This is a genomic window from Microbacterium sp. SL75, assembly GCF_026625865.1.
In the GTDB taxonomy this organism is placed as follows: Bacteria; Actinomycetota; Actinomycetes; order Actinomycetales; family Microbacteriaceae; genus Microbacterium.
Window position 1 is genome coordinate 2,723,167 of the sequence record NZ_CP113067.1, and the last position, 24,166, is coordinate 2,747,332.

The 24,166-nt window shown below is 70.7% G+C and carries 16 protein-coding genes; 8 read left to right on the forward strand and 8 right to left on the reverse strand.

Features of this window, described 5'->3' with window-relative positions; all coding sequences use genetic code 11:
- Nucleotides 1-5 precede the first annotated feature (5 nt).
- Complete coding sequence (locus OVA17_RS12815; RefSeq protein WP_210074410.1) at nt 6-866, forward strand: PHP domain-containing protein; 861 nt, start codon at nt 6-8, stop codon at nt 864-866.
- A 603-nt stretch (nt 867-1,469) separates the two neighbouring features.
- Here the strand turns inward: OVA17_RS12815 and OVA17_RS12820 are convergent.
- Nucleotides 1,470-2,924, reverse strand: coding sequence for a DEAD/DEAH box helicase (locus tag OVA17_RS12820; RefSeq protein WP_267786933.1), 1,455 nt, complete (start codon nt 2,922-2,924; stop codon nt 1,470-1,472).
- Between the two features lie 150 nt (nt 2,925-3,074).
- On the opposite strand from OVA17_RS12820, the gene OVA17_RS12825 reads away from it, so the two are divergent.
- The gene (locus tag OVA17_RS12825) at nt 3,075-3,791 is read left to right on the forward strand and encodes a ferritin-like fold-containing protein (RefSeq protein ID WP_210074414.1); all 717 of its coding nucleotides are present in this window, start codon (nt 3,075-3,077) and stop codon (nt 3,789-3,791) included.
- 108 nt (nt 3,792-3,899) lie between these two features.
- Here the strand turns inward: OVA17_RS12825 and OVA17_RS12830 are convergent, their stop codons facing one another.
- Both OVA17_RS12830 and OVA17_RS12835 read right to left on the reverse strand, forming a co-directional pair.
- Nucleotides 3,900-4,187, reverse strand: coding sequence for a hypothetical protein (locus tag OVA17_RS12830; RefSeq protein WP_267786936.1), 288 nt, complete (start codon nt 4,185-4,187; stop codon nt 3,900-3,902).
- Nucleotides 4,188-4,197: 10 nt separating this feature from the next.
- On the reverse strand, nt 4,198-4,422 hold the full coding sequence (locus OVA17_RS12835) for a DUF3107 domain-containing protein (RefSeq protein ID WP_144835131.1): 225 nt from the start codon (nt 4,420-4,422) through the stop codon (nt 4,198-4,200).
- A gap of 186 nt (nt 4,423-4,608) precedes the next feature.
- Here OVA17_RS12835 and OVA17_RS12840 point away from each other — a divergent pair, with 186 nt between their 5' ends.
- Together OVA17_RS12840 and OVA17_RS12845 are read left to right on the forward strand one after the other, a co-directional pair.
- Nucleotides 4,609-7,755, forward strand: a complete 3,147-nt coding sequence (locus tag OVA17_RS12840; protein ID WP_267786937.1) for an ATP-dependent helicase — start codon at nt 4,609-4,611, stop codon at nt 7,753-7,755.
- Complete coding sequence (locus tag OVA17_RS12845; RefSeq protein ID WP_420712441.1) at nt 7,749-11,039, forward strand: UvrD-helicase domain-containing protein; 3,291 nt, start codon at nt 7,749-7,751, stop codon at nt 11,037-11,039. Before OVA17_RS12840 ends, OVA17_RS12845 begins: the two co-directional genes overlap by 7 nt.
- A 233-nt stretch (nt 11,040-11,272) precedes the next feature.
- On the opposite strand, the gene OVA17_RS12850 is transcribed toward OVA17_RS12845, so the two are convergent.
- On the reverse strand, nt 11,273-12,766 hold the full coding sequence (locus OVA17_RS12850; RefSeq protein ID WP_267786939.1) for a phosphotransferase: 1,494 nt from the start codon (nt 12,764-12,766) through the stop codon (nt 11,273-11,275).
- A 107-nt stretch (nt 12,767-12,873) separates the two neighbouring features.
- On the opposite strand from OVA17_RS12850, the gene nudC reads away from it, so the two are divergent.
- Entirely contained in the window at nt 12,874-13,785 is a 912-nt protein-coding gene (gene nudC, locus OVA17_RS12855) for an NAD(+) diphosphatase (protein ID WP_267786940.1), read from the forward strand.
- Nucleotides 13,782-15,533: an ATP-dependent helicase gene (locus tag OVA17_RS12860; RefSeq protein WP_267786941.1), complete on the forward strand. Its 1,752-nt coding sequence runs from the start codon at nt 13,782-13,784 to the stop codon at nt 15,531-15,533. The genes nudC and OVA17_RS12860 overlap by 4 nt, the downstream gene beginning before the upstream one ends.
- Nucleotides 15,534-16,324: 791 nt before the next feature.
- Here the strand turns inward: OVA17_RS12860 and OVA17_RS12865 are convergent.
- The gene (locus OVA17_RS12865; protein WP_420712442.1) at nt 16,325-17,758 is read right to left on the reverse strand and encodes a zinc-dependent metalloprotease; all 1,434 of its coding nucleotides are present in this window, start codon (nt 17,756-17,758) and stop codon (nt 16,325-16,327) included.
- Between the two features lie 184 nt (nt 17,759-17,942).
- Between OVA17_RS12865 and OVA17_RS12870 the strand changes: the two genes are divergently transcribed.
- Nucleotides 17,943-19,070: a PDZ domain-containing protein gene (locus OVA17_RS12870; RefSeq protein WP_267786943.1), complete on the forward strand. Its 1,128-nt coding sequence runs from the start codon at nt 17,943-17,945 to the stop codon at nt 19,068-19,070.
- 48 nt (nt 19,071-19,118) lie between these two features.
- Nucleotides 19,119-22,064 (forward strand): UPF0182 family protein, encoded by a 2,946-nt coding sequence (locus OVA17_RS12875; protein WP_267786945.1) that lies wholly within the window; start codon nt 19,119-19,121, stop codon nt 22,062-22,064.
- A gap of 550 nt (nt 22,065-22,614) precedes the next feature.
- On the opposite strand, the gene OVA17_RS12880 is transcribed toward OVA17_RS12875, so the two are convergent.
- The 3 genes from OVA17_RS12880 to OVA17_RS12890 are packed head-to-tail and all read right to left on the reverse strand — an operon-like array spanning nt 22,615 to nt 24,166.
- Nucleotides 22,615-23,508 carry a prenyltransferase gene (locus OVA17_RS12880; protein ID WP_267786946.1) on the reverse strand — a complete coding sequence of 298 codons (894 nt, stop codon included), beginning with the start codon at nt 23,506-23,508 and terminating at the stop codon, nt 22,615-22,617.
- The gene (locus OVA17_RS12885; protein WP_267786947.1) at nt 23,505-23,819 is read right to left on the reverse strand and encodes a lycopene cyclase domain-containing protein; all 315 of its coding nucleotides are present in this window, start codon (nt 23,817-23,819) and stop codon (nt 23,505-23,507) included. The genes OVA17_RS12880 and OVA17_RS12885 overlap by 4 nt, the downstream gene beginning before the upstream one ends.
- Nucleotides 23,816-24,166 (reverse strand): lycopene cyclase domain-containing protein, encoded by a 351-nt coding sequence (locus OVA17_RS12890; RefSeq protein WP_267786948.1) that lies wholly within the window; start codon nt 24,164-24,166, stop codon nt 23,816-23,818. Before OVA17_RS12890 ends, OVA17_RS12885 begins: the two co-directional genes overlap by 4 nt.

A 24,166-nucleotide genomic window follows, 5' to 3' on the forward strand; every position in this document is an offset into this window, starting at 1 on the left:
GACGGGTGCAGCGTGAACGGCGATTCGAGGGTCCGAGCGACCTGCACCTGCATTCCTCGCACTCCGACGGAACCGAGCCGCCCGCGCAGGTCATGGCCGCCGCCCACCGTCACGGTCTGCACACCGCCGCCCTCACCGACCACGACACGACGTCGGGGTGGGCAGAGGCCGCCGAGGCGGCGACCTCGCTCGGGATGACGTTCGTGCCCGGCATGGAGCTGTCGGCCCGGCACCGGTGGCGCAGCGTCCACCTGCTGGCCTACCTCGTCGACCCCGACGACACGGCGCTTCGCGCCATGACCGACCGCATCCGCTCCTCGCGGCTGGATCGGGCGCAGATCATGGCCGAGCGCATCTCCCACGATTACGACATCGCGTGGGACGACATCCTCGCCCAGACCACCGACGGCGCGACCGTCGGGCGTCCGCACATCGCCGACGCTCTCGTCGCCCGCGGCATCGTCGCCGACCGGACCGAGGCGTTCGCCGGCATCCTGCATCCCTCCGGCGACTACTACGTCGCGCTGTACGCCCCCGACCCGGTGACCGCGGTCGAGCTCGTCGTTGGCGCGGGCGGCGTGCCGATCATCGCTCACCCGGCGGGGCGGTCGCTGCTGCCCGACAGCGTGCTGCACGCGATGCTCGACGCGGGCCTGGCGGGCTTCGAGCTCGCGCACCGCGAGAACCTGCCCGAGCCCACGGCCCTGCTCGCCGATCTCGCCGCCGAGCGCGACCTCATCGTCACCGGCTCGAGCGACTACCACGGGCTCGGCAAGCCCAACGTCCCGGGCGAGAACACGACGGCCGACGACATGGTCGCGCGGATCTTCGCCCTGGGCCGCGGGACGGCGCCGGTCTTCCCGTAGGGGCTGCCCGCGGAGTGCGGGAGTGGCCGGGTGTCGCGTGCGGATGGGCGGGCGGCGGGGGCGGCGCGGGCGTCTGTTGCTCGGCGTGGGTGTCTGTGGCTCGGTGCGGGCGTCTGTCGCTCGGCGCGCGTCGTGATGTGCAGCGGTGGCGGTGGGGCACGCATAAACGCTGTTTGCGCGGGGAAACGCGGGGAGCGCGTGTTTCTGCGTGCGGAGGGCGTTTATGCGTGTCGAACGCGGGGCGGGGGCGTGCCGGAGCGTTCGGTGTGAGTTGCGGCCGGGGTGGGAGCGGGCCGGGGTGGTCGGGCGGCGGCGGGCGGTGGCGGTGTGCAGCGGTGGCGGCGTGCAGCGGCGGGCGGTGTGCAGCGGTCGCGGTGGGTCACGCATAAACGCTGTTCGCGCGGGGAAACGCGGGGAGCGCGTGTTTCTGCGTGCGGAGGGCGTTTATGCGTGGGTCGGTGACCGCGTGGCGGCGCCGCGCGCCTGGTCGCGTCGGTCCGCGCCGAGCAACCGACGCCCGAGGTCGACGATTCCGGATGCCGGTTCATACGCGAACGGCGCCGACCCCGCGGTGGGGGTCGGTGCCGTTCCGTGTAAGACGCGTCAGGCGACGGGGGCCGTCGGCGTTCCCGAGCTGCCGCCTCCGCGGCGACGGCGGCGACGGCGCGGGGCTGCGTTGCCGTCGTGGTGCTCCTTGCCGGCACCGTCGTGCGTGCCGGCGCCACCCTCTTCGCGCGAGGCGCTGTCGCCGGCGGGGGCGGTGCTCTCGGACGACGAACCACCGCGACGGCGACGGCGCGGGGCGCGGGTGCCCTCGGCATCCGGGCTCTCGTTCTTCTTCTCGACCTGCTTGGGCGCGACGGCCTTCGGTGCCGTCACGAGGCGGCCCTTGGTGCCCTCGGGGATGTTGAGGTCGGTGTAGAGGTGCGGGCTCGACGAGTAGGTCTCGGTGGGCTCGGGCTGGCCGAACTCCAGGGCGCGGTTGATGAGCGCCCACTTGTGCAGGTCGTCCCAGTCGACGAAGGTCACGGCGATACCGGTGTTGCCGGCGCGACCGGTACGACCGGCGCGGTGCAGGTAGGTCTTCTCGTCGTCGGGGATCGTGTGGTTGATCACGTGGGTGACGTCGTTGACGTCGATACCGCGGGCGGCGACGTCGGTGGCGATCAGGACGTCTTTTTTGCCCGCCTTGAACGCAGCCATCGAGCGCTCGCGGGCCTCCTGGCTCATGTCGCCGTGGACGGCGGCGGCGTTGAAGCCGCGGTCGCCGAGCTCGTCGACGAGCTTCTGCGCAGCGCGCTTGGTGCGCGTGAAGATGACCGCCTTCTCGCGGCCCTCCGACTGCAGGATGCGGGCGATGACCTCGTCTTTGTCGAGCGAGTGCGCGCGGTAGACCAGGTGCTTGATGTTCGCCTGCGTCAGGCCCTCGTCGGGGTCGTTGGCGCGCATGTGGATGGGGTTCGACATGAAGCGACGCGCGAGGGCGACGATGGGGCCGGGCATGGTCGCCGAGAACAGCTGCGTGTGACGCACGGGCGGGACCTTCGAGAAGATCTTCTCGATGTCGGCGAGGAAGCCGAGGTCGAGCATCTTGTCGGCCTCGTCGAGCACGACCTCCGTCGCGTTCGACAGGTCGAGCAGGCGCTGGTTCGCGAGGTCGATGAGGCGACCGGGCGTTCCGACGACGATCTGCGCGCCGGCCTTGAGCTGGTCGATCTGCCCCTCGTACGCCTTGCCGCCGTAGATGGCGACGACGCTGGTCGAGCGGTTGCTGGTCAGCATGTCCATGTCTTCGTAGACCTGGACGGCGAGCTCGCGCGTGGGGACGACGATGAGTGCCTTGACGCCGGGCTCGGGGTTGAGCCCCAGGCGCTGGACCACGGGGATGCCGAAGCCGAAGGTCTTCCCGGTGCCGGTCTTGGCCTGACCGATGATGTCCTGGCCGGGGAGGCCGAGGGGAATCGTCTGCTCCTGGATGGGGAAGGCATCGACGATGCCCTTGGAGGCCAGGGCATCGACGATGTCCTGGTCGATGCCGAGATCGGCGAAAGTCGTCATAGTGCGTGCCTGTTCCGGCGGCGAGAGACCGCCTGGGGGAGTCGTATCCACGCCTCACTCGTCCACAGGCGCGGGGCCCCGATCCGACGCCGGGGCTTCTCCACTCTACCCGGCGTGTCTCGGCAGCCCCCGACGCCTAGGCTGTCGTACGTGTTCGAGTGGTTCCGTCGTCGCCAGCGCCCGGTGGGCCGTACGCTCCAGCTGCGCTCGCGCGGAGACCTGGGCGAGGCCATGCGCGTCGACTTCGCCGAGCTCGCCCCCGAGATCGAGACGTTTCTCGGTCAAGCCGCCTATCTGCAGCTCGGGTTCTTCGAGACGCTCAGCGAGCTGATCGCCCTGACCCCCGAACTCGCCGAGAAGGAGTCGCTCTCCCGCGCGGCGGGAGCGGCGCTCATCAAGCACCAGGAGCTCGTCGCGCTGATCCGCGAACGCGGGGCCGATCCGACGCAGCTCATGCTGCCGTTCCGCGAGTCGCTCGACGCCTTCCGCCGCAACACGCACGGCGTTCGCCCCCAAGAGACCATGCTCACGGTGCACATCACGGCGGGACTCCTCGACGACTTCTATCTCGCGCTGTCGTCGAGCTACGGCGACACCGGTCGCCGGGTCGCGCGCATCCTGCAGGCCGATGACGACCGTCAGGCGATCGTCGACATCCTCGGAGCGACGATCGAGAGCGACGAGGAGTGGCGCTGGCTACTGGCGCTCTGGGGGCGTCGTCTCGTCGGCGACACCCTGCTCGTCGCCCGCACGGCCCTCCGCCACGGACACCTCGACCGCGCCGAGGAGGCCAAGGTCGAGCCCGTGTTCAGCGAGCTGATGGGTGCTCACGCGAGGCGGATGGATGCCATGGGGCTCGCCGCGTAACGAGCGTCACCACGGTCTGCGCGACGGGGTGAGGCACCACGCCTGTCGATGCACCGCACAGTGTCTGGACGACGCCGGGTGCCGGCATCCGCTGGTCTCTCGAGAGGTTCAGACGCCCAGGCGCACGCGATCGGCCTCGTCGCGGGCGATGCGCGAACGAGTGAGCAGCGGCACGAGCGCGAGAGTCGTGGCGGCCGGCGCCAGGACGGCGACGATCCACAGGATCGGCGAGTCGACCCCGAGACCCATCCACGTCAAGGCGGTCCACACGACCGCCGCCGCGGCCGCGCCCGCCAGAGGGGCGAGAACGACGCCGCGGAGGTGGCGGTGCGGCAGCGCGAAGTGCACGGCGAGGCCGATGACCGCGCCGATGATCAGACCGAGCAGGATCTGCACGGTTCGAGTGTCAGGCGACGAAGCCGACGCGGCGCGACTCTTCGGTGCCGAGTTCGACGAACGCGAGGTTGGCGGTCGGAACGAGGTAGGAGTTGCCCTTCACATCGGTGAAGGACACGTGGCTGGCGGAGTTGTCGAGGGCGGCGGCGACGGCCGACTTCACGGCGTCCGAGCTCTCGTTCGTCTCGAAGTTCAGCTCGCGGCCGGTGTTGGTGATTCCGATGCGGATCTCCACGATGCGTCCTTTCCCCGCGGGCCGCGGTCGGCCCGGCGCGTGATTCGACTCTAGGGCAGGCATCCGACACCCGAGCTCGCGGGAGGGCCCGCTTCGCGGACGGCGAACGCGCCTCGCGCCGACGGCGACCGGAGCGGACGCGGCGTCGAACCCGGCGATGTCGGAGGTCGCGATTAGCGTGGAGACATGCAGATCCCGGATGCCGTCGCCCTCGACGCATCTCCCGCTCGGGGAGGTGCGCTCGACGCCGAGCAGCGCGTCGTCGTCGACTGGCCCGCGACCGCGAGCGGTGTGGTCGTCGGGGCTCCCGGCTCGGGCAAGACGACCACGCTGCTCGCTCGTGTGCGTGAGCTCGTGGCATCCGGAGTCGACCCCGACGAGGTGTTGGTGCTCACGCCCACGCGACCCGCGGCGACGGCCTTGCGCGATCCCCTCGCCCTCGCCGTCGCGCGGGCGACCTCGGGCGCTCTCGCCCGGTCGGTGGCGTCGTTCGCGTTCCAGCTCGTCCGCGGCGCCGAAGTCCGGCGGGGGGTCGAACCCCCGCAGCTTCTCACCGGCGGAGACGAAGACCAGATCATCCGCGATCTGCTCGAGGGCGATGCCCTCGACGAGCTCGAGGGCGCGTCGCGTTGGCCCGCGTGGCTCGGGCCCGTCATTCGAGCGACCCGCGGTTTCCGGGGCGACCTCCGGGCGTTCCTCGCGGAGTGCACCGACCTGGGCATCGGCTCCGACGACCTGATCCAGCTGGCGCAGCGGTGGGAGCTGCCGGTCTGGGCCTCTCTCGCGTCGTTCGCCGACGAGTACCGGGCCGTGCGCTCGGCGATGCGCGGCACGCACCGCGACGCGGCCGACCTCGCTCGCGAGGCCGTCGCCGTGCTCGACGAGGCCCGCGCGGATCGCGCGCTTCTGGGGCGGTTCGCCACGTTGCGCTGCATCCTCGTCGACGACGCGCAAGAGCTCACCGCCGGCGGTATCGATCTGCTGCGCGCGTGTCGAGCCCTCGGCATCGGGGTGGTCGCGTTCGGCGACCCCGACGTCGGGTCGGGAGCCTTCCGCGGAGCGACGCCCGAGAACTTCGCTCGCCTCGCCCGTGAGCTCGGTACCGTCGCCGCTCTCGGAGAGCCCCACCGCGGGACACCGGAGCAGATCGACCTCGTCCGTCGCGTGGTGACGCGCATCGGTGCGGCCGGGATCGTCGCGCACCGACGTGCTCCCTCGGGCGCCGCGCCGCAGGGCTCGGTCCGCACCTACCTGCTGCGGTCGCCGGCGGAGGAAGCCGACGCCATCGCCCGCCTGCTGCGCGAACGGCACGTTCTCGAGGGCGTCCCGTGGGGCTCGTGCGCCGTGATCGCGCATGACTCGCGGCAGGTCGCGACCCTCGAAGCCGAGCTCGCCGCACGAGAGGTGCCCGCGCGCGCGAGCGGTCCCGGGCTGGCCCTGGGCGTGCAGCGGCCGGTCCGCGATCTCGTCGGACTGGTCGAGCTCGGCATGAAAGATCCCGACGAATGGGTCGCCGACGAGGTGGTCGACGCGCTGATCGGCACCTTCGGCGGCCTCGATCCGATCGAGCTGCGGCGCCTGCGCACGGCGCTCCGCCACGACGAGGTCGGTGCCGGGGGCGCGCGCACCGCGACCGAGCTGCTCGTCTCCGGCGTGCGTTTCCCACTCGAGCTCGAGGCCGTCGACACGCGCGAAGCACGCCGCGCCGCACGGCTGGGCGAGACCCTCGCCGCACTCCGCGCGCAGGCGCTGTCGCACGCGACCCCGCACGAACTGCTGTGGACCGCGTGGGAGCGCAGCGGCCTGTCGCGGACCTGGCGCGAGGCGGTGCGCGGGCACGGGCCGATCGCCGAGCAGGCGGAGCGCGACCTCGACGCGATCGTCGCGCTGTTCCAGGCCGCGAAGCGGTTCACCGAGCGTGAGCCCGACGGGGAGGCCTCTGTCTTCCTGCGCGCGGTGCTCGACAGCGACGTCGCCGAAGACCGCATCGAACTGCCCGCCGTGGTCGACACGGTCCGCGTGCTGACCCCCGCGGCCGCCGCCGGTACGGCGTTCGACACCGTCATCGTCGCCGGGGTGCAGGACGGCGTCTGGCCCAACACCCGTCTGCGCGGCGGCCTGCTCGAAACGTGGCGACTTGTCGACGCGGTGCAGAACCCCGACCTCCCCGCCGCGGGCACGCTCGATCGCCGCCGTGCGGCGATGCACGATGAGCTACGCCTCTTCGTCCGCGCCCTCAGCAGGGCGGGGTCACTACTGGTGGTCACCGCGGTCGACGACGACGACACCGGTCCCAGCGTGCTGTTCGAGATGCTCCCGACGCCCGAGCCGGCGGCATCCATTCCCGAGCATCCCCTGTCGCTTCGTGGTCTCGTGGCGCGGCATCGCCGCTCGCTCACCGCGCCGCGCGTCGCCGTTGCCGATCGCACCCACGCGGCCGGACAGTTGGCGCTGCTCGCCGCGGCGGGTGTCGCCGGCGCCGCGCCCGAGGAGTGGTACGGCGTGGCTGCTCCCACGTCGTCGGCGCCGTTGCGCGATCTGACGCGCGAAGACGTCCGCGTCTCGCCGTCGCGCCTGCACGCCCTCGAGGAGTGCGAGCTCGACTGGGTCATCGCCGACCTCGGCGGCGACCGGGGCGGGACGACGGCGGGCATCGGCACCATCATCCATGCGGCGCTCGAGACGGCGGCATCGTCGTCTGAAGACGACCTCTGGGCGGTGGTCGACGAACGCTGGGGCGAGTTGGCGTTCGACGCGGTCTGGCGCGAGCGCGCCGAACGTACGCGAGCGCGCGAGCTCGTGCGGCGTCTGGCGGCCTATCTGCGCCGGTTCGATGATGCGGGCGGACGCCTGATCGGCGCCGAGCGGCACTTCGAGGTGCCGATCCCCATTCCCGATGCCGGCGAACACGGCGCCGTGCTGAGCGGCGACATCGACCGCGTCGAGGTGACGCCCTCGGGGGAGGTCGTGATCGTCGACCTCAAGACGGGTAAGAGCGAACCCCAGACGGATGCCAAGGTCGCCGACAACCCGCAGCTCGCCGCGTACCAGTTGGCGTTCTCGTCCGGGGCGATCGAGCAGGTTGCCGGGTTGCCGTCGGGCGGTGCGAAACTGCTCGTCCTGCGCCCCACCGCGGCGAAGAAGGACTACGCGGAGCCGACGCAAAAGCCGTTCGACGACGAACAGCGCGGCCAGTTCGTCGAACGCGTGCAGCGGGCGGTCGAGGTGATGCGCGGCACCAGTTTCGCCGCGCCGTACGAGGTGCACTGCCGGGACGAGTTCTCTTACGGGTTGTGCCGCATCCACACGGTGTCGGCGGTGAGCGCATCGTGACCGTCGTGCTTTCCGCGGCAACCATCGCCGCCGCCCTCGGACAGTTCCCGCCCACGATCGAGCAGACCGCGGTGATCGAAGCGCCTCTCGCGCCCGCCCTCGTCGTCGCCGGTGCGGGTAGCGGCAAGACCGAGACCATGGCCGGTCGCGTGGTCTGGCTCGTCGCGAACGGACTGGTCCGTCGCGACGAGGTACTCGGGCTGACCTTCACCCGAAAGGCCGCGGGCGAGCTCGCCGAGCGCATCCAGCGGCGGTTGCAGCGTCTGTCGGAGTTCGAGACGCGCGGACTGCTGGGTGCTCTTCCGGCGCTGCACGAGGCGGGTCGCCTGTCGGTGTTCGCCGAACTCGCACGGGTCGAAGGGGCGCGCGCAGATGCCGCCCGTCTCGAGGTTCTCGACGCCCTCGCCGCCGAGGTCGGCGCGGACGACCCCGGCCTCGACGACGGCGACCAGCTGTTGCACCGGCCCACCGTGTCGACCTACAACAGCTTCGCCGACTCGATCGTGCGTGAGCACGGCCTGCGCATCGGCCGCGACTCCGAGGCTGCCGTGCTCTCGGAGTCCGCGGCCTGGCTGCTCATGCGCCGGGTCGTGTTCACCTCCGATGACCCGCGCCTGGAGGAACGGCAGGAGTCGCCTCGCACACTCATCGACGCGGCTCTGCGCATTGCTCGCGACGGCGTCGACAATCTCGTCGACCTCGACGAGCTCGCCGCGTTCCCCGACGAGTTCGCTCGTATCGTCGAGCGTCCGTCGACCTCGGCACGCGTCACCGTCTACAAAGAGGTGGCCGACGCCGCGTCGCGTGTGTCGGCTCTGTCGTTGCTCGCGCGCCTCGCCGCCGACTACGACCGTGAGAAGGCGCGCCTGGGCGTCATGGACTTCGCCGACCAGGTGGCGGGGGCCTTGCGCATCGCGCAGGAGCATCCCGCGGTCGTCGAGGAGCTGAGAGCGCGCTACCGTGTGGTCCTGCTCGATGAGTACCAGGACACGTCGGTCGTCCAGACCGACCTGTTGGCCACCCTGTTCGGGGGTACCGGTGTCATGGCGGTCGGCGACCCGCACCAGGCGATCTACGCGTGGCGCGGAGCGAGCGCGGGAAACCTCGGCGGCTTCCCCGATGCCTTCGCTCCGGAGGGCGGATGCCAGCGCTTCGCGCTGCTCACCAGTTGGCGCAACAGCGCCCGTGTGCTCGACGTCGCCAATGCCGTGCTCGCGCCCCTCGCCCACCGGGCGGCCGTGGCCGTTGAAGAGCTGCGGTCGCGTCCCGGCGCGCCCGAGGGTGTGGTCGAGATCGCCTTCGAGAACGATCTCGACGCCGAGGCCGACCGCGTCGCGTCGTGGTTCGTCGGCGTCCGTGCGGCGCGCGCCGCCGAGGGGCGCGGGACGACCGGCGCCGTGCTCTTCCGCAGCAAGAAGCACATGGTGCGCTTCGGTGATGCGCTCGGGCGGCGTGGCATCCCTCACCGCATCCTCGGGCTCGGCGGCCTGCTGACGACCCCGGAGGTCGTCGACGTGGTGTCGGTGCTGCGGGTCATCAGCGACCCCGAGGCGGGGTCGGCTCTGATCCGTCTGCTCTCCGGACCGCGGTGGGCGGTGGGGTTGGCCGATCTGCGCGCCCTCGCTCAAGTCGCGAGGCGGCTAGCGACACACGACGTCGCCCTGCAACCGCTCGCCCCCGAGGTCGTGGACCGCCTGCGCTCGACGCCGGGGGCCGATCGCGCGTCGCTGGTCGACGCTCTCGATTTCGTCACCCGCCAGACCGACGGCCACGGGTGGCTGACCGACATCACTCCCGAAGGCCGTGCGCGCCTCCGGGAAGCCGGTGCGGTGTTCGCAGCCCTCCGCAGGAGCGTCGGTGCCCCGATCCCCGAGCTCATCCGCCTCATCGAGGCGGAGCTGCGTCTCGACATCGAACTCGCCGCGAACGAGGCACGCGGACCTGCCCGTATCGCCTCGGCGCAGTTGCGCGCTTTCGTCGACGAGATCCGCGGGTTCCTGGCGGCGGACGAGTCCGGCTCCGTCTCGAGCCTGTTGGCGTGGCTCGATCACGCCGAGCAGGCCGACGAGTTCGCGCCGCGTACCGAGCCGCCCGAGGACGACGTCGTCCAGCTCCTCACGATCCACGGTTCGAAGGGCCTGGAGTGGGATGCCGTGGCCGTCGTGCGCCTCGTGACCGACGAATTGCCCTCGCTTCCGCGTGACACGAAGGGGTGGCTGGGTTTTGGCATCCTCCCCTCGCAGTTCCGAGGCGATTCTGCGTGGCTTCCGGTGTTCGGATGGCGCGGGGCCCAGACGCAGCAAGAGCTGAAGGCGGCGATCGACGCGTTCGTCGCCGACAACCGAGCCCGCCAGCTCGAAGAGGACCGACGCCTCGCCTACGTGGCGTTCACCCGAGCCCGCGACCACCTCATGCTCTCGGGCTCGAGTTGGTCGGGCACGAAGCGCCCTCGCCGGCCCAGCGTCTTCCTCGACGAGGCCGCTGAGGCGCTCGGGGCGGAGCTGTTCATCGACGAGGCGGGAGACGACCCCTACGACGGTGAGCGACGCCTGCTGCACTGGCCGCTCGACCCGCTCGGGGCCCGACGCACGGCGATCTCGGCCGCGGTCGGGGCCGTCACCGCTGCGCGCGCGGCGACGCCGGTCGACGCCGATGACGACCTCGAGCTGCTGCTCGCGGAGCGTGCCGAGCGGCTCCGGCCCGTGCATACGCCGGCTCCGACGCGTATCCCAGCCTCTCGTTTCAAGGATTTCGTCGACGACTACGGACGCGCGGTCGAGGATCTTCGCCGGCCCATGCCGGAGCGCCCCTATCGGCAGACGCGCCTCGGAACGCTCTTCCACGCCTGGGTCGAGCAGCGCTCCGGGCTGGTCGGAGCGGGTGTCGGGCTCGACGACGACGGTCTGTGGGGCGATGACGAAGCGGGAGCGTCCGCAGCTGATGCCGTCGAACTGCAGCGGTTGCGGGAATGCTTCGAACGCTCGGAGTGGGCCGCACTGCGGCCTCTCGAGGTCGAGACCGAGATCGACTTCGTCACGACGCGCCTCGACGGGCGCGAGCACGTCGTCATCTGCAAGCTGGATGCCGTGTACCGCCGCGGCGAGCGGTACGAGATCGTCGACTGGAAGACGGGGCGCCCACCCGCCAGCGAGTCCGAGCGTCGTTCGCGCATGCTGCAGCTCGAGCTCTATCGCGAGGCCTATCACGCCAAGCACGGTATCGACCTCGACCTGATCGACGTCGCCCTCTTTTACGTCGGCGATGAGCTGGTGCTGCGGGGGTGAGGGCGCGGGCCGTCCAGACCGGGAAACGTACGCGTGAGAGGTTTCGGGCAGCGACGCGCAAGACCGCTGCTCGGATCTGCCGACTCGGTCACAGCCCGGTCACGTGACCCGGTCGCACCCCGCGCGGCTCGAGGCACGATGTGCCGGTTGAGGCGCGAGAAAGAGCCGCCCCCGGCCACCGTCGCGAACCAGGTCGACGGCGACGAGCGGCGACAGCAGAGCGACGACGCCCGTCAGGCCCCGTCGCCGGAGACGCCCCAGCGGCGCAGCGCGGCGCGGCTCGCGCGAGCGGCGTCTTCTTCATCGTCGGTGTGCGCGGCGCCGGAATCGCGCGAGGCGTCGGACGCCGTTGCGTCCGTACCCGGTGCGCCCTCTTCGCGGACGGCGGGCTCGGCGGGGTCTGTCGACACGGCAGAGCGTGACCACAGCGAGGTCGCGTCGGTGTCGCCGCTCAGCGCGGGAGCCTGGCCACGGTCGTTCCGGGTCTCGGGAGTCTTGTCCTCCCACCCGTCGAGGTCGAGGGGCTCGGTCTCGCCGGGCTCGACGCTGTCGGGGACGGGCAGCCGGTCGACGTGGATCGCGCCGCTGTCGGCATCCGACTCTTTCGCGTTCGCGAGCGCTTCGGCGAGCGCCTCAGCGGCGGTGGCGCGATCGCGCTCCGCCGACAGGTACAGCGACAACGCTTCGGGGTCGTAGGCGTCGGTCTGCATCGAGGTGTCGACGGCGGCCGGGGCGGAGACCGGGGGAACGCTCTCGACGAGGGCCATCGCGTCGTCGATGTCGCTTCGCGAGTCGGGCACGATGTGGTCGCCGCGCACGCCGTCGGCCAGGGCATCGAGCAACGCGACGGCGTCGGCGACGACGTCGGTCTCGCCGGCGTCGTGTCCGTGCACGAGCCAGCGCGCGAATTCGAGCTCCGCGTAGAACCGCGCGCGTTCGCGCAGCAGGGGGTCGGGGGAGCGATCGCCGGCCGCGGCGTATCCGGCGTGGACGTCGTCGGCGGCGAGGGGAGCGGATGCCAACCAGCGCAGGTCGACGGCCGGATCGCCGACGCTGAGGCCGGCCCAGTCCAGGATGCCGACCACGTGGGGGATCTCGTCCTCATCGTCGGCGAGGAGGATGGACGAGCTCGTCGCGCCGCCCAGGACGACCGCCGACTCGAAGCGCCACAGCTCGTCGACGTCGAGGGCGCGGCGCCACCGCAGCATGAGGTCGTCGCTGACGCGACCGGTGGCGTCAGCGCGGTCGAGGAGTCGTTTGACGTCGTCCCGCACCTGCTCGGGAGAGCGCACGGGCAATCCGTCGGTGCGGACGATCGACACGGGGAGCGCGTGGACTGCGGCCAGCGCCCCGCCGATCGCCGGCGCGTACCCGGGGCCCTTGGGGAGGTGCGCCGGGTCGATGCGGTATCCGTCGATGCGATCGACGATGAGGACACGCTGCGTTCCGGAACCGCTCTCGCCGATCACCTCGGGCACGGCGAAGGGGAGGAGGGCGCGAACGCCCGCCGTCAGAGCGTGCAGCGCTCGTGACTCCGCGGCGAGGTCGGGAGCGCCTTCTTCGCCGGCGGGCATGCGGATGACGACCTCGCGCCCGTCGGCGGTGCGGGCCAGCGCGGCATCGAAACGGCCGGCGGCGTTCTCGGTCAGAGCGCTGACGTTCGAGAAGGCTGCGCCGGGCAGGGCCGTCGTCGCCGACGCGGCTAAAATGAGGGGCGAGCGTGCCATGCCCCCAGGGTAGGTCGGGCCTTCCTTCACCGGCCCGCGCCACGCCCTTCACCGAGCAGGTCGGTCTGGCGACCGCCCACCCGTGCCCGCCGTCAGAGAGGTGTTCGATGCCGCGTCCCGCGTCTTCGCCGTCCGAGGTCCCGTTGACCGTCGACCGCGCGGGCGGTGAGCGCGACGACGAGACCCTGCTCGAGCGCGTCCTGTCTGAACCGAGCACCCTGGTCCTCGCCATCCGTCGCGATGCGGCGCCGCTGCGCGACGGACACTTGGTCTTGGGCTCGCAGGCGCGGATCGGGAGAGAGCACGTCCAGGAGTGGGCGTTTCTCGGCCGCACTCCCGATCACACCGCGGTCGTCCTCGCGGCCCTGACCGCCGGCGCCCCCGACGACCTCGTTCCGGATGCCGAGTGGGCACCCCTCCGCGCGGCCGGAGGCGACCTGCCCGACGGTGAAGCCGAACTGCTCACCACCGCCGTCGCTCTGGCGGGGTGGCTGCGCGATGCCGCGTTCTGCCCGGCGTGCGGCTCGGCGACAGAGCTGCGCCACGCCGGCTGGTCGCGGCACTGTCCTGTCTGCGGGCGTGAGCACTTCCCGCGCACCGATCCGGCGGTGATCGTGCTGGTGACCTCGGCGACCGGTGACGATCGGATCCTTCTCGGCGCGAACGCCGCCTGGGGAGGTGACCGGTACTCCTGCTTCGCCGGGTTCGCCGAGGCGGGGGAGTCGCTCGAGGATGCGGTCACCCGCGAGGTCGGCGAGGAAGCCGGTGTTCGTCTCCGCGACATCGCGTACCGCGGTTCGCAGGCCTGGCCGTACCCCCGTTCGCTCATGCTGGGCTTTCGAGCGGTCGTCGTCGACGACGCTGAAGCGGAAGCCGACGGTGAGGAGATCGTCGAGGTCCGCTGGTTCGACCGCGAAGAGATCGGCGCCGCCCTTCGCGGCGAGGGCACGGCGATGCTCCCGGGCCCGGCATCCATCGCTCGTCGCTTGATCGACGACTGGTACCGGGGCGTCGCATGACCGCGCCGCTCGAGGGACTCGACGAGCACCAGCTCGAGGCGGCGCGTGCGCTTCGCGGTCCGGTCTGCGTTCTCGCGGGTGCGGGCACCGGCAAGACGCGCGTGATCACGCGCCGCATCGCTCACGGTGTCGACACGGGCGCCTACTCGCCGCAGCGCGTGATGGCCGTGACGTTCACCGCCAAGGCCGCGGGGGAGATGCGCGGGCGTCTGCGTGCGCTCGGGGTCGCGGGGGTCTCGGCCCGCACGTTCCACGCCGCCGCTCTCGCGCAGGTCAATTTCTTCTGGCCGACGCTCGCCGGTGATCAGGCGCCTTCGATCATCGACAACAAGGTGCGCATGCTCGCGCACGCGGCCGACGGCGTGGGACTGGCCCCCGACACCGCGACTCTGCGCGACGTCGCGTCGGCGATCGAGTGGCGCAAGGTGACTCTGCGCTCCATCGAGCAGTACGCGGCGGACCGCCCCGACGGCGTCGGTCGTCTCAGCGTCGACCAGGTCGTGGCCCTGCAGAGCGCGTACGAGAAGCTCAAGGACGAGCGCCGCCAGATGGACTTCGAAGACGTCCTGCTGACCTGCGCCGGCATGATCGAGGCCGAACCGCGGGTCGCCGCGGCCGTACGCGAGCAGTATCGGCACTTCACCGTGGATGAGTACCAGGACGTCTCGCCGCTGCAGAACCGCCTGCTCGAGCTCTGGCTGGGCGATCGTCGCGACCTGTGCGTCGTCGGTGACGCGAGCCAGACGGTGTACTCGTTCACCGGCGCCGACGCGCGGTACCTGCTCGAGTTCGAGCGCACGCATGAAGATGCGCGTGTCGTGCGTCTCGAGCGCAACTACCGCTCGACGGCTCCGGTGCTCGCCGTCGCCAACGACCTCATGAGGGGTCGCGCCGGCGCCCTCGAGCTCGTCGCGGCCAGCGAAGACGACACGCCCACGCCGACCGTGCGCGCCTTCGACGACGATGAAGACGAGGCCTCTGCGGTCGCGGCCTCGATCCGCGACTCGCTCGCGCGCGGCGTCGATCCCCACGACATCGCGGTTCTGTACCGCTCGCACGCGCAGTCCGCGGGGTTGATCTCGGCCCTCGCGAAGGTGGGTGTCGCGGCGTCCGTCCTGGGCGGCCGCAAGTTCTTCGACCTTCCCGAGGTTCGGCAGGCTCTCATGGCGCTTCGCGCCGCGTCCGTGGCGCCGCTCGAGACCGGGTTCCTTCCGACCGTCCGCGACGTGCTCCGCAGCGTCGGGCTCACCGACGACCCGCCCGAGGCGGGCGGCGCGCTCCGCGAGGCGTGGGAGGCGCGCGCCGCCATCCTGCGCCTGGCGGAGGAAGCGCCGCACGGCACCGACCTGCGCGCGTTCACCGACGATCTGCAGGCGCGTGCGCGCGATCAGCACGAGCCGACGACGCGGACGGTGACGCTCGCGACGCTGCACGCGGCGAAGGGGCTGGAGTGGGATCACGTGTACCTCGTGGGATTCAGCGAAGGGCTGCTGCCGATCTCGTACGCCAAGACCTTCGAAGCGGTCGACGAAGAGCGGCGCCTCGCGTACGTGGGCGTCACGCGGGCCGCACGAACGCTGTCCGTGAGCTGGGCACGGGGTCGAGGGCGGATGGAACGGTCCCCGTCGCGCTTTCTTCGAGAGATCGGCAGTGGCAGTCTGCGCTCGGCCGATGCAGCGCCCAGGCCCGCCGGAACGAATCGGCGCGCAGGCGCAGCGAGCGCGTCGTCTGCCCGATCGGAGCGGTGAGCAGGAACCGCGCCGCCCGTCCGGCCTCGGCCGCCAGCGCCACGTCGATCTCGGGCCGCGGTCGTCCCACCAGCTGAGCGGCGACGGTCGCCCACTCCGGGTCGTCGCGGCGCTGGTCCGCGTCGAGACACGCGAGGCACGCCGTCTGTCCCGGCACCACGACGGGCCCGATCCGGGCACTCGACCCGTCGAGCACGAGCGGCAGGTGCGTCACGTCGTCGCGGACGAGCGGCCCCGCTCTGCGGGGGTCGACCCGGTGTGCGGCCAGCAGCACCACCCGTGTTCCGGGAGCGACGCTCTCGGTCGCCGTCCCCGCCCACGCCACGACGCGGGTGCGCGGGGGCAATGCCGCCAAGACGGCTCGGGCGGCTCGCGGCGGCAGGTCATCGTCGACCTGAAGGGCGAGGGGCGGATGCCGTGACCTTCGCGCCAACGCCGGAGCCACCGCCGCGAGCAGAGCGTCGGCGGCTCCGTCCTCGGCCCCGTGCACGCGGGCGAGACCCCGGACCGCGGCCGCACTCGTCCCGTCCGCCAGCGCCGCGACGACGACGTCGACCCACGAGCCGGTGAAGGGCGAGACGGCTACCGCGGGGGCGCCGAACTGCACGCTCCCATCGGAACGCCAGAGCGGGGGAGCAGCGGAATCGAGTCTGATCATCGCCCGATCATCGCGTCTGCGGAGATCTCGGATGCCGTTGTCCCCAGGGCGAAAAATGCGTGACGCCCGTGTGGAGGAATGTCATCCTCCCCACGGGCGTCACGACACGACGGGCTTCAGCCCGCCGAAGTGCTCACACCGGCCGCTGATCTCCCGGCGCCGCTCCGTCGTCGCCGCCGCCGAGGGGACCGTCGCCATGCTCCCGCGTCCCACCCGCATCCGTGCCGTCGTCCGGGGTCCCGGCATCCGGGCTCCCGCTTCCCGAACCACCGTCGCGCCGCCCACCGTCGGCCTCTTCGGCCAACAGCTGCGCGAGGGCGTCGTCCATCGCGTCCGACGGAGCCGCTTCTCCGCGGGAGGCCGCGGTCAGTCGCGCGATCAACGCCGCGGGGTCGTCGATGTCTTCCGACGAGGGCATGAGGTCGGGGTAGTCCCACAGCCCGTCTCGACCGTCGACGCCCACGGCGTCGGTGACGGCGCGCCACATGGCCGCGGCTTCCCGCATGCGACGGGGGCGCAGTTCGAGGCCGACGAGCGAGCCGAGCGCCTGTTCAGCGGGCCCGCCCACCGCGCGACGACGACGAACCGCCTCGGCGATGCGAGCGGCCGAGGGCAAGCGCGAGGTCGCGTCCTCGGTGACCACGTCGACCCAGCCTTCGATCGTCGCGAGCAGGTTCTCGAGGCGCGTGAGAGCTGCGGTCTGCTCTTCGGAGCGCTCGGGCAGCAGCGCACCGCTCTCGAGGGCGCCGCGCAGCTCTTCGGGCTGCGAGGGGTCGAAGCGCGAGGCGAGGTCCTCGAGGGCGTCGGTGTCGACGCGGATCCCGTGCGCGAAGTCGCGCACCTGCGAGATCACGTGCAGGCGCAGCCAGCGCGCGTGACGGAACAGGCGCGCGTGCGCCAGCTCGCGCGTGGCCAGGTACAGCGCCAGCTGATCCTCGGGGATCTCGAGGTCGCGGCCGAAGTCGGCGAAGTTCTGCGGAAGGATCGCCGCGTCGCCGTCGGGCATGACCGGGATGCCGACATCTCCGCCACCCACGACCTCGGTGGACAGCCGGCCGACGACCTGGCCGAGCTGCGTGGCGAAGAGCGAACCGCCCACGGTGCGCATGAGGCGACCGGCACCGGCGATCATGTCCTGCATGTCGTCGGGTGCCTGCTGGCCGAGGGCGGCGGTGAGCGCGTCGGCGATGCTCGTGGCGACGGGTTCGGCGAGCTCCTGCCAGATCGGGAGGGTCGCACTCACCCACGCGCCGCGCGTGACGGCGCGCGGGGGACGCGGCAGGTCGCTGATCGAGGTCGCCTCGCCCAGCCACAGGGCCGCGAGGGTGAACGCCTGGTCGAGATCGGTGCGCTGACCGGTGGTCACGCCGAGGCCGTCCTGGTTGGCGATGTGCAGGGCCTGGCGCTCGGCCAGGCTCCAGTCGACGCCCTCCTGCGTGCCGGCGAAGGCGCCCTGCAACTGGTTCATGACGGCCTGCAGCATGGCGGGGTCGATCTGCATGCCCGACAGACGGGAGAGCTGCTCGGGGTCGATGCCGCTGACGTCTCCGGACATGAGACGGCGCATGAGTTCCTGGAACTCGTCCTCGGGGCTCCGGTCGCCGCCGGGGTTGTCGTCTGCCACGTGAGCCGCCTTTCAGCCAGGTCTGGGGGAACGGGTTCTACGCTAGTCGCACGCTTCCCCGCATCAGTCGGCTCGGCCCCCGGGCCGCTTACGCCGCGCGCGAACGACCCGGCAAAGGATTGAGACCGTGACCCTGTTCGATGAGAACGTCTCCGTCGTGCCCGCCCCGCGTCAGCGGTGGCGGCGCGGCACCGTCGTGGGCGTGTGGTCTCTCACCATCGCGGTCATCGTGCTGTTCGTGATGACGTTCCTGCCCTCGGCATACGTCATCCAGCAGCCGGGCCCGGTCTACAACACCCTCGGCACCACGGCCTCCGCCGACGGCCAGCAGGTTCCGCTCATCTCGGTGCCCGAGGGCGACGAGAAGGACTCCACCAGCAGCGGTCAGCTCGACCTGCTCACCGTGCAGGTCAGCGGCAACCGCGAGCACACCCCGTCGTGGATCGAGCTGGCCTCGGCCTGGTTCGACAGCTCGCGCGCCGTCGTGCCGATCGATCGCATCTTCCCCGCGGGGCAGAGCACCGAGCAGCGCAACAGCGAGAACGCCGCCCTAATGACCGACTCTCAGCTCGAGGCGAGCGCGGCCGCTCTCCGCGAGCTCGGCTACGACGTCCGGCAGCAGATCGCGGTCGGCACGATCGACGACTCCGGCGCCGCGAAAGACAAGCTGCAGCAGAACGATGTCATCACCTCGGTCGACGACACCGCCGTCTCGAACATCGACGACATCCGCGCTGCGGTGCAGAAGGCCGCGGGTCAGGCCGTGAGCGTCGGTTACGAGCGTGACGGCACGGCATCCACGATCTCTATCACTCCCCGTCAGACCGAGGTGAACGGCCAGACGCAGTACCTGCTGGGCGTGGGGCTGATGATGACGTTCGACCTCCCCGTCGACGTGAAGATCCAGCTCAACGATGTCGGCGGCCCCAGCGCCGGCATGATGTTCGCCCTCGGGATCATCGACAAGATGTCGCCCGGCGACCTCACCGGCGGCCAGCACATCGCCGGCACCGGCACGATCGACGCCGACGGGAACGTGGGCCCGATCGGCGGCATCCGTCAGAAGCTCTACGGAGCGCGGGATGCCGGGGCCACCTGGTTCCTCGCCCCCGAGGAGAACTGCAACGAGGTCGTGGGCCACGTGCCCGACGGCATCCGAGTGTTCTCCACCTCGACCTTGAAGCAGTCGCTCACCGTGCTCGAGACCATCCGCGACGGAGGGGATCTCGACGCCCTGCCGACGTGTACTTCGTGATCGATCTTTCACGGCGAACCCCAGGCAGGGCGCGCCTAGGATGGACGGGTGACCACGACCTCGGCGCCGAATCAGGCCACGCCCCCTAACCGCTCCCGACGGATCATCTCGATCACCCTGGCGGTGATCGCGGTTCTCGTCGTGGCGTTCTTCGTCTTCGCGAACCTGTACTCCGACTGGCTGTGGTTCTCGCAGCTGGGCTTCACCACCGTGCTGACCACCCAGTGGCTCGCCCGCAGCGTGATGTTCGTGGTCGGTTTCCTCGCGATGGCGTTGCCCGTGTGGGGTGTCATCCAGCTCGCCTACCGGCTCCGCCCGGTGTATGCGCGTCTGAGCTCGCAGCTCGACCGCTACCAGGAGGTCGTCGAGCCGCTGCGCCGCCTCGCCATGTGGGGCATTCCGATCTTCTTCGGCTTCTTCGCCGGCTTCGCCGCCTCCGCCCAGTGGGAGACCACGTGGCTGTGGCTGAACGGCGTCTCCACGTCCACCACCGACCCCCAGTTCGGTCTCGACACCGGTTTCTATCTGTTCGGGATGCCGTTCTACGCCGCTGCCCTCGGGTTCGCGTCGGCCGTGGTGCTGGTGTGCCTCCTGCTCACGGGTGTGGTGTCGTACCTCTACGGCTCGGTGCGGGTCGGCCAGCGAGAGCTCCGCATCTCGAAGGCCGCGCGCATCCAGCTCGCGATCCTCGCCGGTGTGTACCTGCTGCTGCAGGGTGCGAGCCTCTGGCTCGACCGTTTCCGCACGCTCGTCGAGCCGTCGGAGCGCATCACGGGCCCCGGTTACGTCGGCACCAATGCCGTCATCCCCGGCCAGACGATCCTCGCGATCGCGGCCGTCATCGTGGCCCTGGCGTTCTTCGTCACGGCCTTCCTCGGTCGCTGGCGCTACCCGCTGATCGGTACCGCGTTGCTGGTCGTCTCGGCGATCGTGGTGGGAGCTGCCATCCCCTGGGCGGTCACCACGTTCCAGGTGCGCCCGAACGAGCTCGCCCTCGAGAGCCAGTACTACCAGCGCAACCTCGACGGGACGAAGGCCGCCTACGGCCTCGACAGCATCGAGAAAGAGAACTTCCAGGCGACGACGACCGCGCAGGCGGGTCAGCTGCGCAACGATGCCGAGTCCACCGCGCAGCTGCGCATCATGGACCCGGCGATCATCGGGCCGACGGTCCGCCAGCTCGAGCAGTACCGCGCGTACTACCAGTTCAACACCCCGCTCGACGTCGACCGCTACACGATCAACGGCCAGACGCAGGACACGGTGGTCTCGCTCCGCGAGCTCAACATCGGCCAGCTCGGCGACGCGGCCTCGTGGCAGAACACGACCCTCGTCTACACCCACGGCTACGGCATGGTCGCAGCCGCCGGTAACGAGCGCACCGCCGACGGCGACCCGGTCTTCCTCGAGCAGGCCATTCCCGGCACCGGCTTCCTGACCGACCTCAACTACGAGCCCCGGGTGTACTTCGGTGAGCAGTCGCCGCCGTACTCCATCGTCGGTGGACCCGAGGGTGGCGAGCCGATCGAGCTCGACTACCCGCTCGGCGCCGACGGCGGTACCGAGACGCGTACGACCTTCGCCGGCAACGGCGGACCGAGTGTCGGAAACGTCTTCAACCGCCTCATCTACGCGCTGAAGTTCCAGTCGGAGCAGATCCTCTTCTCGGACTACGTCAACTCCGACTCGCAGATCCTCTACGACCGTGATCCCAAGCAGCGCGTGCAGAAGCTCGCGCCGTACCTGACGCTCGACAGCGACCCGTACCCCACGGTCGTCGACGGGCGCATCAAGTGGGTCATCGACGGCTACACCACGAGTGCGAACTACCCGTACTCCTCGGGCGTCTCGCTGTCGCGGGCCATCGCCGACTCGAACAACCCCGCTCCGACCTACGCGCTGGACGACATCAACTACATCCGCAACTCGGTCAAGGCGACGGTCGACGCTTACGACGGCTCGGTGAGCCTGTACGCGTGGGACGACCAGGACCCGCTGCTCAAGGCGTGGCAGAACGTCTACCCCACGACCCTCAAGCCGTGGACCGACATGTCTGCCGACCTCATGAGCCACGTGCGCTACCCGACCGACCTCATGAAGGTCCAGCGCTCGATGCTCGGTGTCTATCACGTCGATGACGCCCGTTCGTTCTTCCAGCAGGACAACCGTTGGACGACCCCGAACGACCCGCAGGACCCGGCGACCTTCCAGCCGCCGTACTACCTGACGATGAAGATGCCGAACCAGGACGACCCGTCGTACTCGATGTTCACGAGCTTCATCCCGGCATCCCAGGGCGGACAGGCGAGAAACGTGCTCACGGGCTATCTCGCCGTCGACTCCAACGCCGGTAATCAGCAGGGCACCAAGCGCCCGGACTACGGCAAACTCCGGATGCTCGTCATCGATGCGTCCACGACGGTCCCCGGACCCGGCCAGGTGCAGAACACCTTCGACTCCGATACGAACGTCTCGTCTCAGATCAACATCTTGAAACAGGGGCAGTCGCAGGTGCTCAACGGAAACCTGCTGACGCTCCCGGTCGGCGGTGGCCTGCTGTACGTGCAGCCGGTGTTCGTCCAGTCGTCCGGTGATACGAAGCTGCCGCAGCTCAGACGCGTGCTCGTCGCGTTCGGTAACAAGATCGCGTTCGAGAACACGCTGAGCGAGGCACTCGACACGCTGTTCGGCGGTGATTCCGGAGCCAACACCGGCGACGAGACCGTCACCCCGAGCGACCAGAACAGCGGCACGGGCGGATCATCTGGTACTCCGGCTCCGACGGGCGACTACGCGGCTGCCCTGCAAGAGGCGCGAGATGCCCTGACCGCGCGTCAGGCAGCGCTGACCAGCGGCGACCTCGCGGGCTTCGCGACGCAGGATGCCCGTCTCACCGCGGCCGTCCAGCGCCTGCTGGACCTCGAGTCGCAGGGCCAGGGTGGCACGGCGACGACCTCGCCGACCCCCGCCCCCTCGTCCACGCCCGCGGGCTGATCCACTCCCTCGACGCCCGCGTCCCGCATCTTCGCGGGACGCGGGCGTCGTCGTTTCGCGCGGGCCGTTCCCGTCGCGCCGGACCACGCCATCCTGGATGTGCCGCGGTCGTCCCCCGGTCGAGTGCCCAGAGCACGCCGCACACCGCGCCCCGCACCCGGCGTGTCATGGACACTCGCCGCCGGGGTTCCGGCATCCGGTCCCCGCGTCCCGAGCCGTGCCCGCGCCGCCCCCCCGGTCGAGTGTCCAGAACACGCCGCATGCCTCGCCCTGCACTCGGCGTGTCTTGGACGTTCAAGGCCGGGGTGCCGGCATCCGGACCCGTGTCCCGCGCCGCGCCCGGCGTGCCGGCGCCCGGCCCGCGCCGGCCCGCGTCCCGCGCCGTGCCCGAGGTGCACCCCGCGTGAACGACGTTGAGTGTCCAAAACACCCGGACGGTTTCGGATTTCGTCCGGGTGTTTTGGACACTCAACGGGGGACACCGGATGCCGGCGCCCGCCCGCCGCGCGGAACCCACCGCCCCTCGCACACCCCCGCGCCCCGCCCGCGCTCACGCGGTGAGGAACCACCACCAGATCAGCAGCATCGTCGTGCCGAAACCGGCGATCTGGTTCAGCCACAAGAAGCGGTTCCAGCCCGCGGTGGCGCGGTCGCTGTCGGCATCCGTGACGTTGCGGTACGGCCAGCACACCACCAGGTAGGGCACCACCAGCATGGCGGCCAGCGGGCCGGGCCAGGCGGTGAACAGCATGGCCACGCCGGCCAGGGCGTATGCGACGAGGGCGAAGCGCACGGTCCAGCGGGCTCCGCGGGCGGTCGCGATCGACGAGATGTCGGCCGCGCGGTCGGCCTCGACGTCCTGCACGGCGCCGAAAGCGTGAGAGGCGATACCCCACAACGCGAAAGCGACCAGCACGAACACGAGCTGCGGCGTCCACACGGCCCCGGCGAGCACCAGGCCGTACACCGCGGGAGAGAAGAAGTGGATGCTGCTCGTCATCGAGTCCGCGAACGGCCGCTCCTTGAGCCGCAGGGGCGGCGCGGAGTAGAACACGACGAAGAACAGGCTCAGCGCCAGCACGAGCCACGACAGCGGCGACCCGATCACCACCAGGTACGCCACGAACGGCAGGCACGTCAGCGCCGAGGCCCACAGCGTGATCGTGTGCATCCGTTTGTCGAGCACGGCGCCGTGCGTGCCGCCCTTGCGGGGGTTGCGCAGGTCGGACTCGTAGTCGAACACGTCGTTCACGCCGTACATCGCGAGGTTGTAGGGAACAAGGAAGAACAGGATGCCGATGATCAACGGCGCATCGATCGTCCGCGTGGTCAGCAGATAGGCGGCCGCGAAAGGGAATGCGGTGTTGATCCAGCTGACCGGTCGCGACGACACGAACAGCTCCCGCAGCACGCGGCCGGGGGTGAGGGCAGCGGGAGCGGTCATGCGGTGTCCTTCGAGGGCAGGGGAGCGAGGAGTGTGTACAGCGCCGGCAGGAGGAACGCGGCGCAAAGGGGATAGGCGAAGTCCTCGATGGGCGCGAGCCCGAGCTTCAGGCCGCTCAGGTGCTCCTGAGGATACGAGAACAGGTCGACGGCGATCATGAGGTTGTCGAACACGAGCGTGAGTCCCACCAGCACCAGGGCGGTGAGACCGGAGGATGCCATGCGCTCCCGGAACCGCGGCCGCTTCACCGTTGCGAGGGTGACGATGACGGTCACGACGACGAACGGCAGCACGATGAGCGGATACGTCACCCGGGTCGCCTCTCGACCGCCGCGGCGCCGGAGCGTCGAGACGCCGCCCGTCGCTCGAACACGGCGAACATCACCACCGCCAGGTAGCTCAGGAAGAGCAGGAAGAACACTTCCTCGAGCGGCAGGTGCGGCGCGAGCACGATCCCGACGAACAGCGGGCTCTCGCCCTTCACGAACACGCCCGTCACGATCCCGACGAGGTCCCAGGCGAGGAAGAACACCGTCCCCGCCACCACGGCCAGAGCGGTGCGCCACGGAGCGACCCGCAGCGCGAGCGAGTACTTCCAGTCGATCAGCATCATGCCCGTCAACGAGAAGAGGATCGCGCCCAGGTAGATCCCGGGCAT

Bases quoted from the DNA above. Each gene is read 5' to 3' on its own strand.
- OVA17_RS12820 (WP_267786933.1), bottom strand. From the start codon at position 2,924: ATGACGACTTTCGCCGATCTCGGCATCGACCAGGACATCGTCGATGCC.
- OVA17_RS12840 (WP_267786937.1), top strand. From the start codon at position 4,609: ATGCAGATCCCGGATGCCGTCGCCCTCGACGCATCTCCCGCTCGGGGA.
- OVA17_RS12850 (WP_267786939.1), bottom strand. From the start codon at position 12,766: ATGGCACGCTCGCCCCTCATTTTAGCCGCGTCGGCGACGACGGCCCTG.
- nudC (WP_267786940.1), top strand. From the start codon at position 12,874: ATGCCGCGTCCCGCGTCTTCGCCGTCCGAGGTCCCGTTGACCGTCGAC.
- OVA17_RS12860 (WP_267786941.1), top strand. From the start codon at position 13,782: ATGACCGCGCCGCTCGAGGGACTCGACGAGCACCAGCTCGAGGCGGCG.
- OVA17_RS12865 (WP_420712442.1), bottom strand. From the start codon at position 17,758: ATGCGCCGTCTCATGTCCGGAGACGTCAGCGGCATCGACCCCGAGCAG.
- OVA17_RS12880 (WP_267786946.1), bottom strand. From the start codon at position 23,508: ATGACCGCTCCCGCTGCCCTCACCCCCGGCCGCGTGCTGCGGGAGCTG.
- OVA17_RS12890 (WP_267786948.1), bottom strand. From the start codon at position 24,166: ATGCCCGGGATCTACCTGGGCGCGATCCTCTTCTCGTTGACGGGCATG.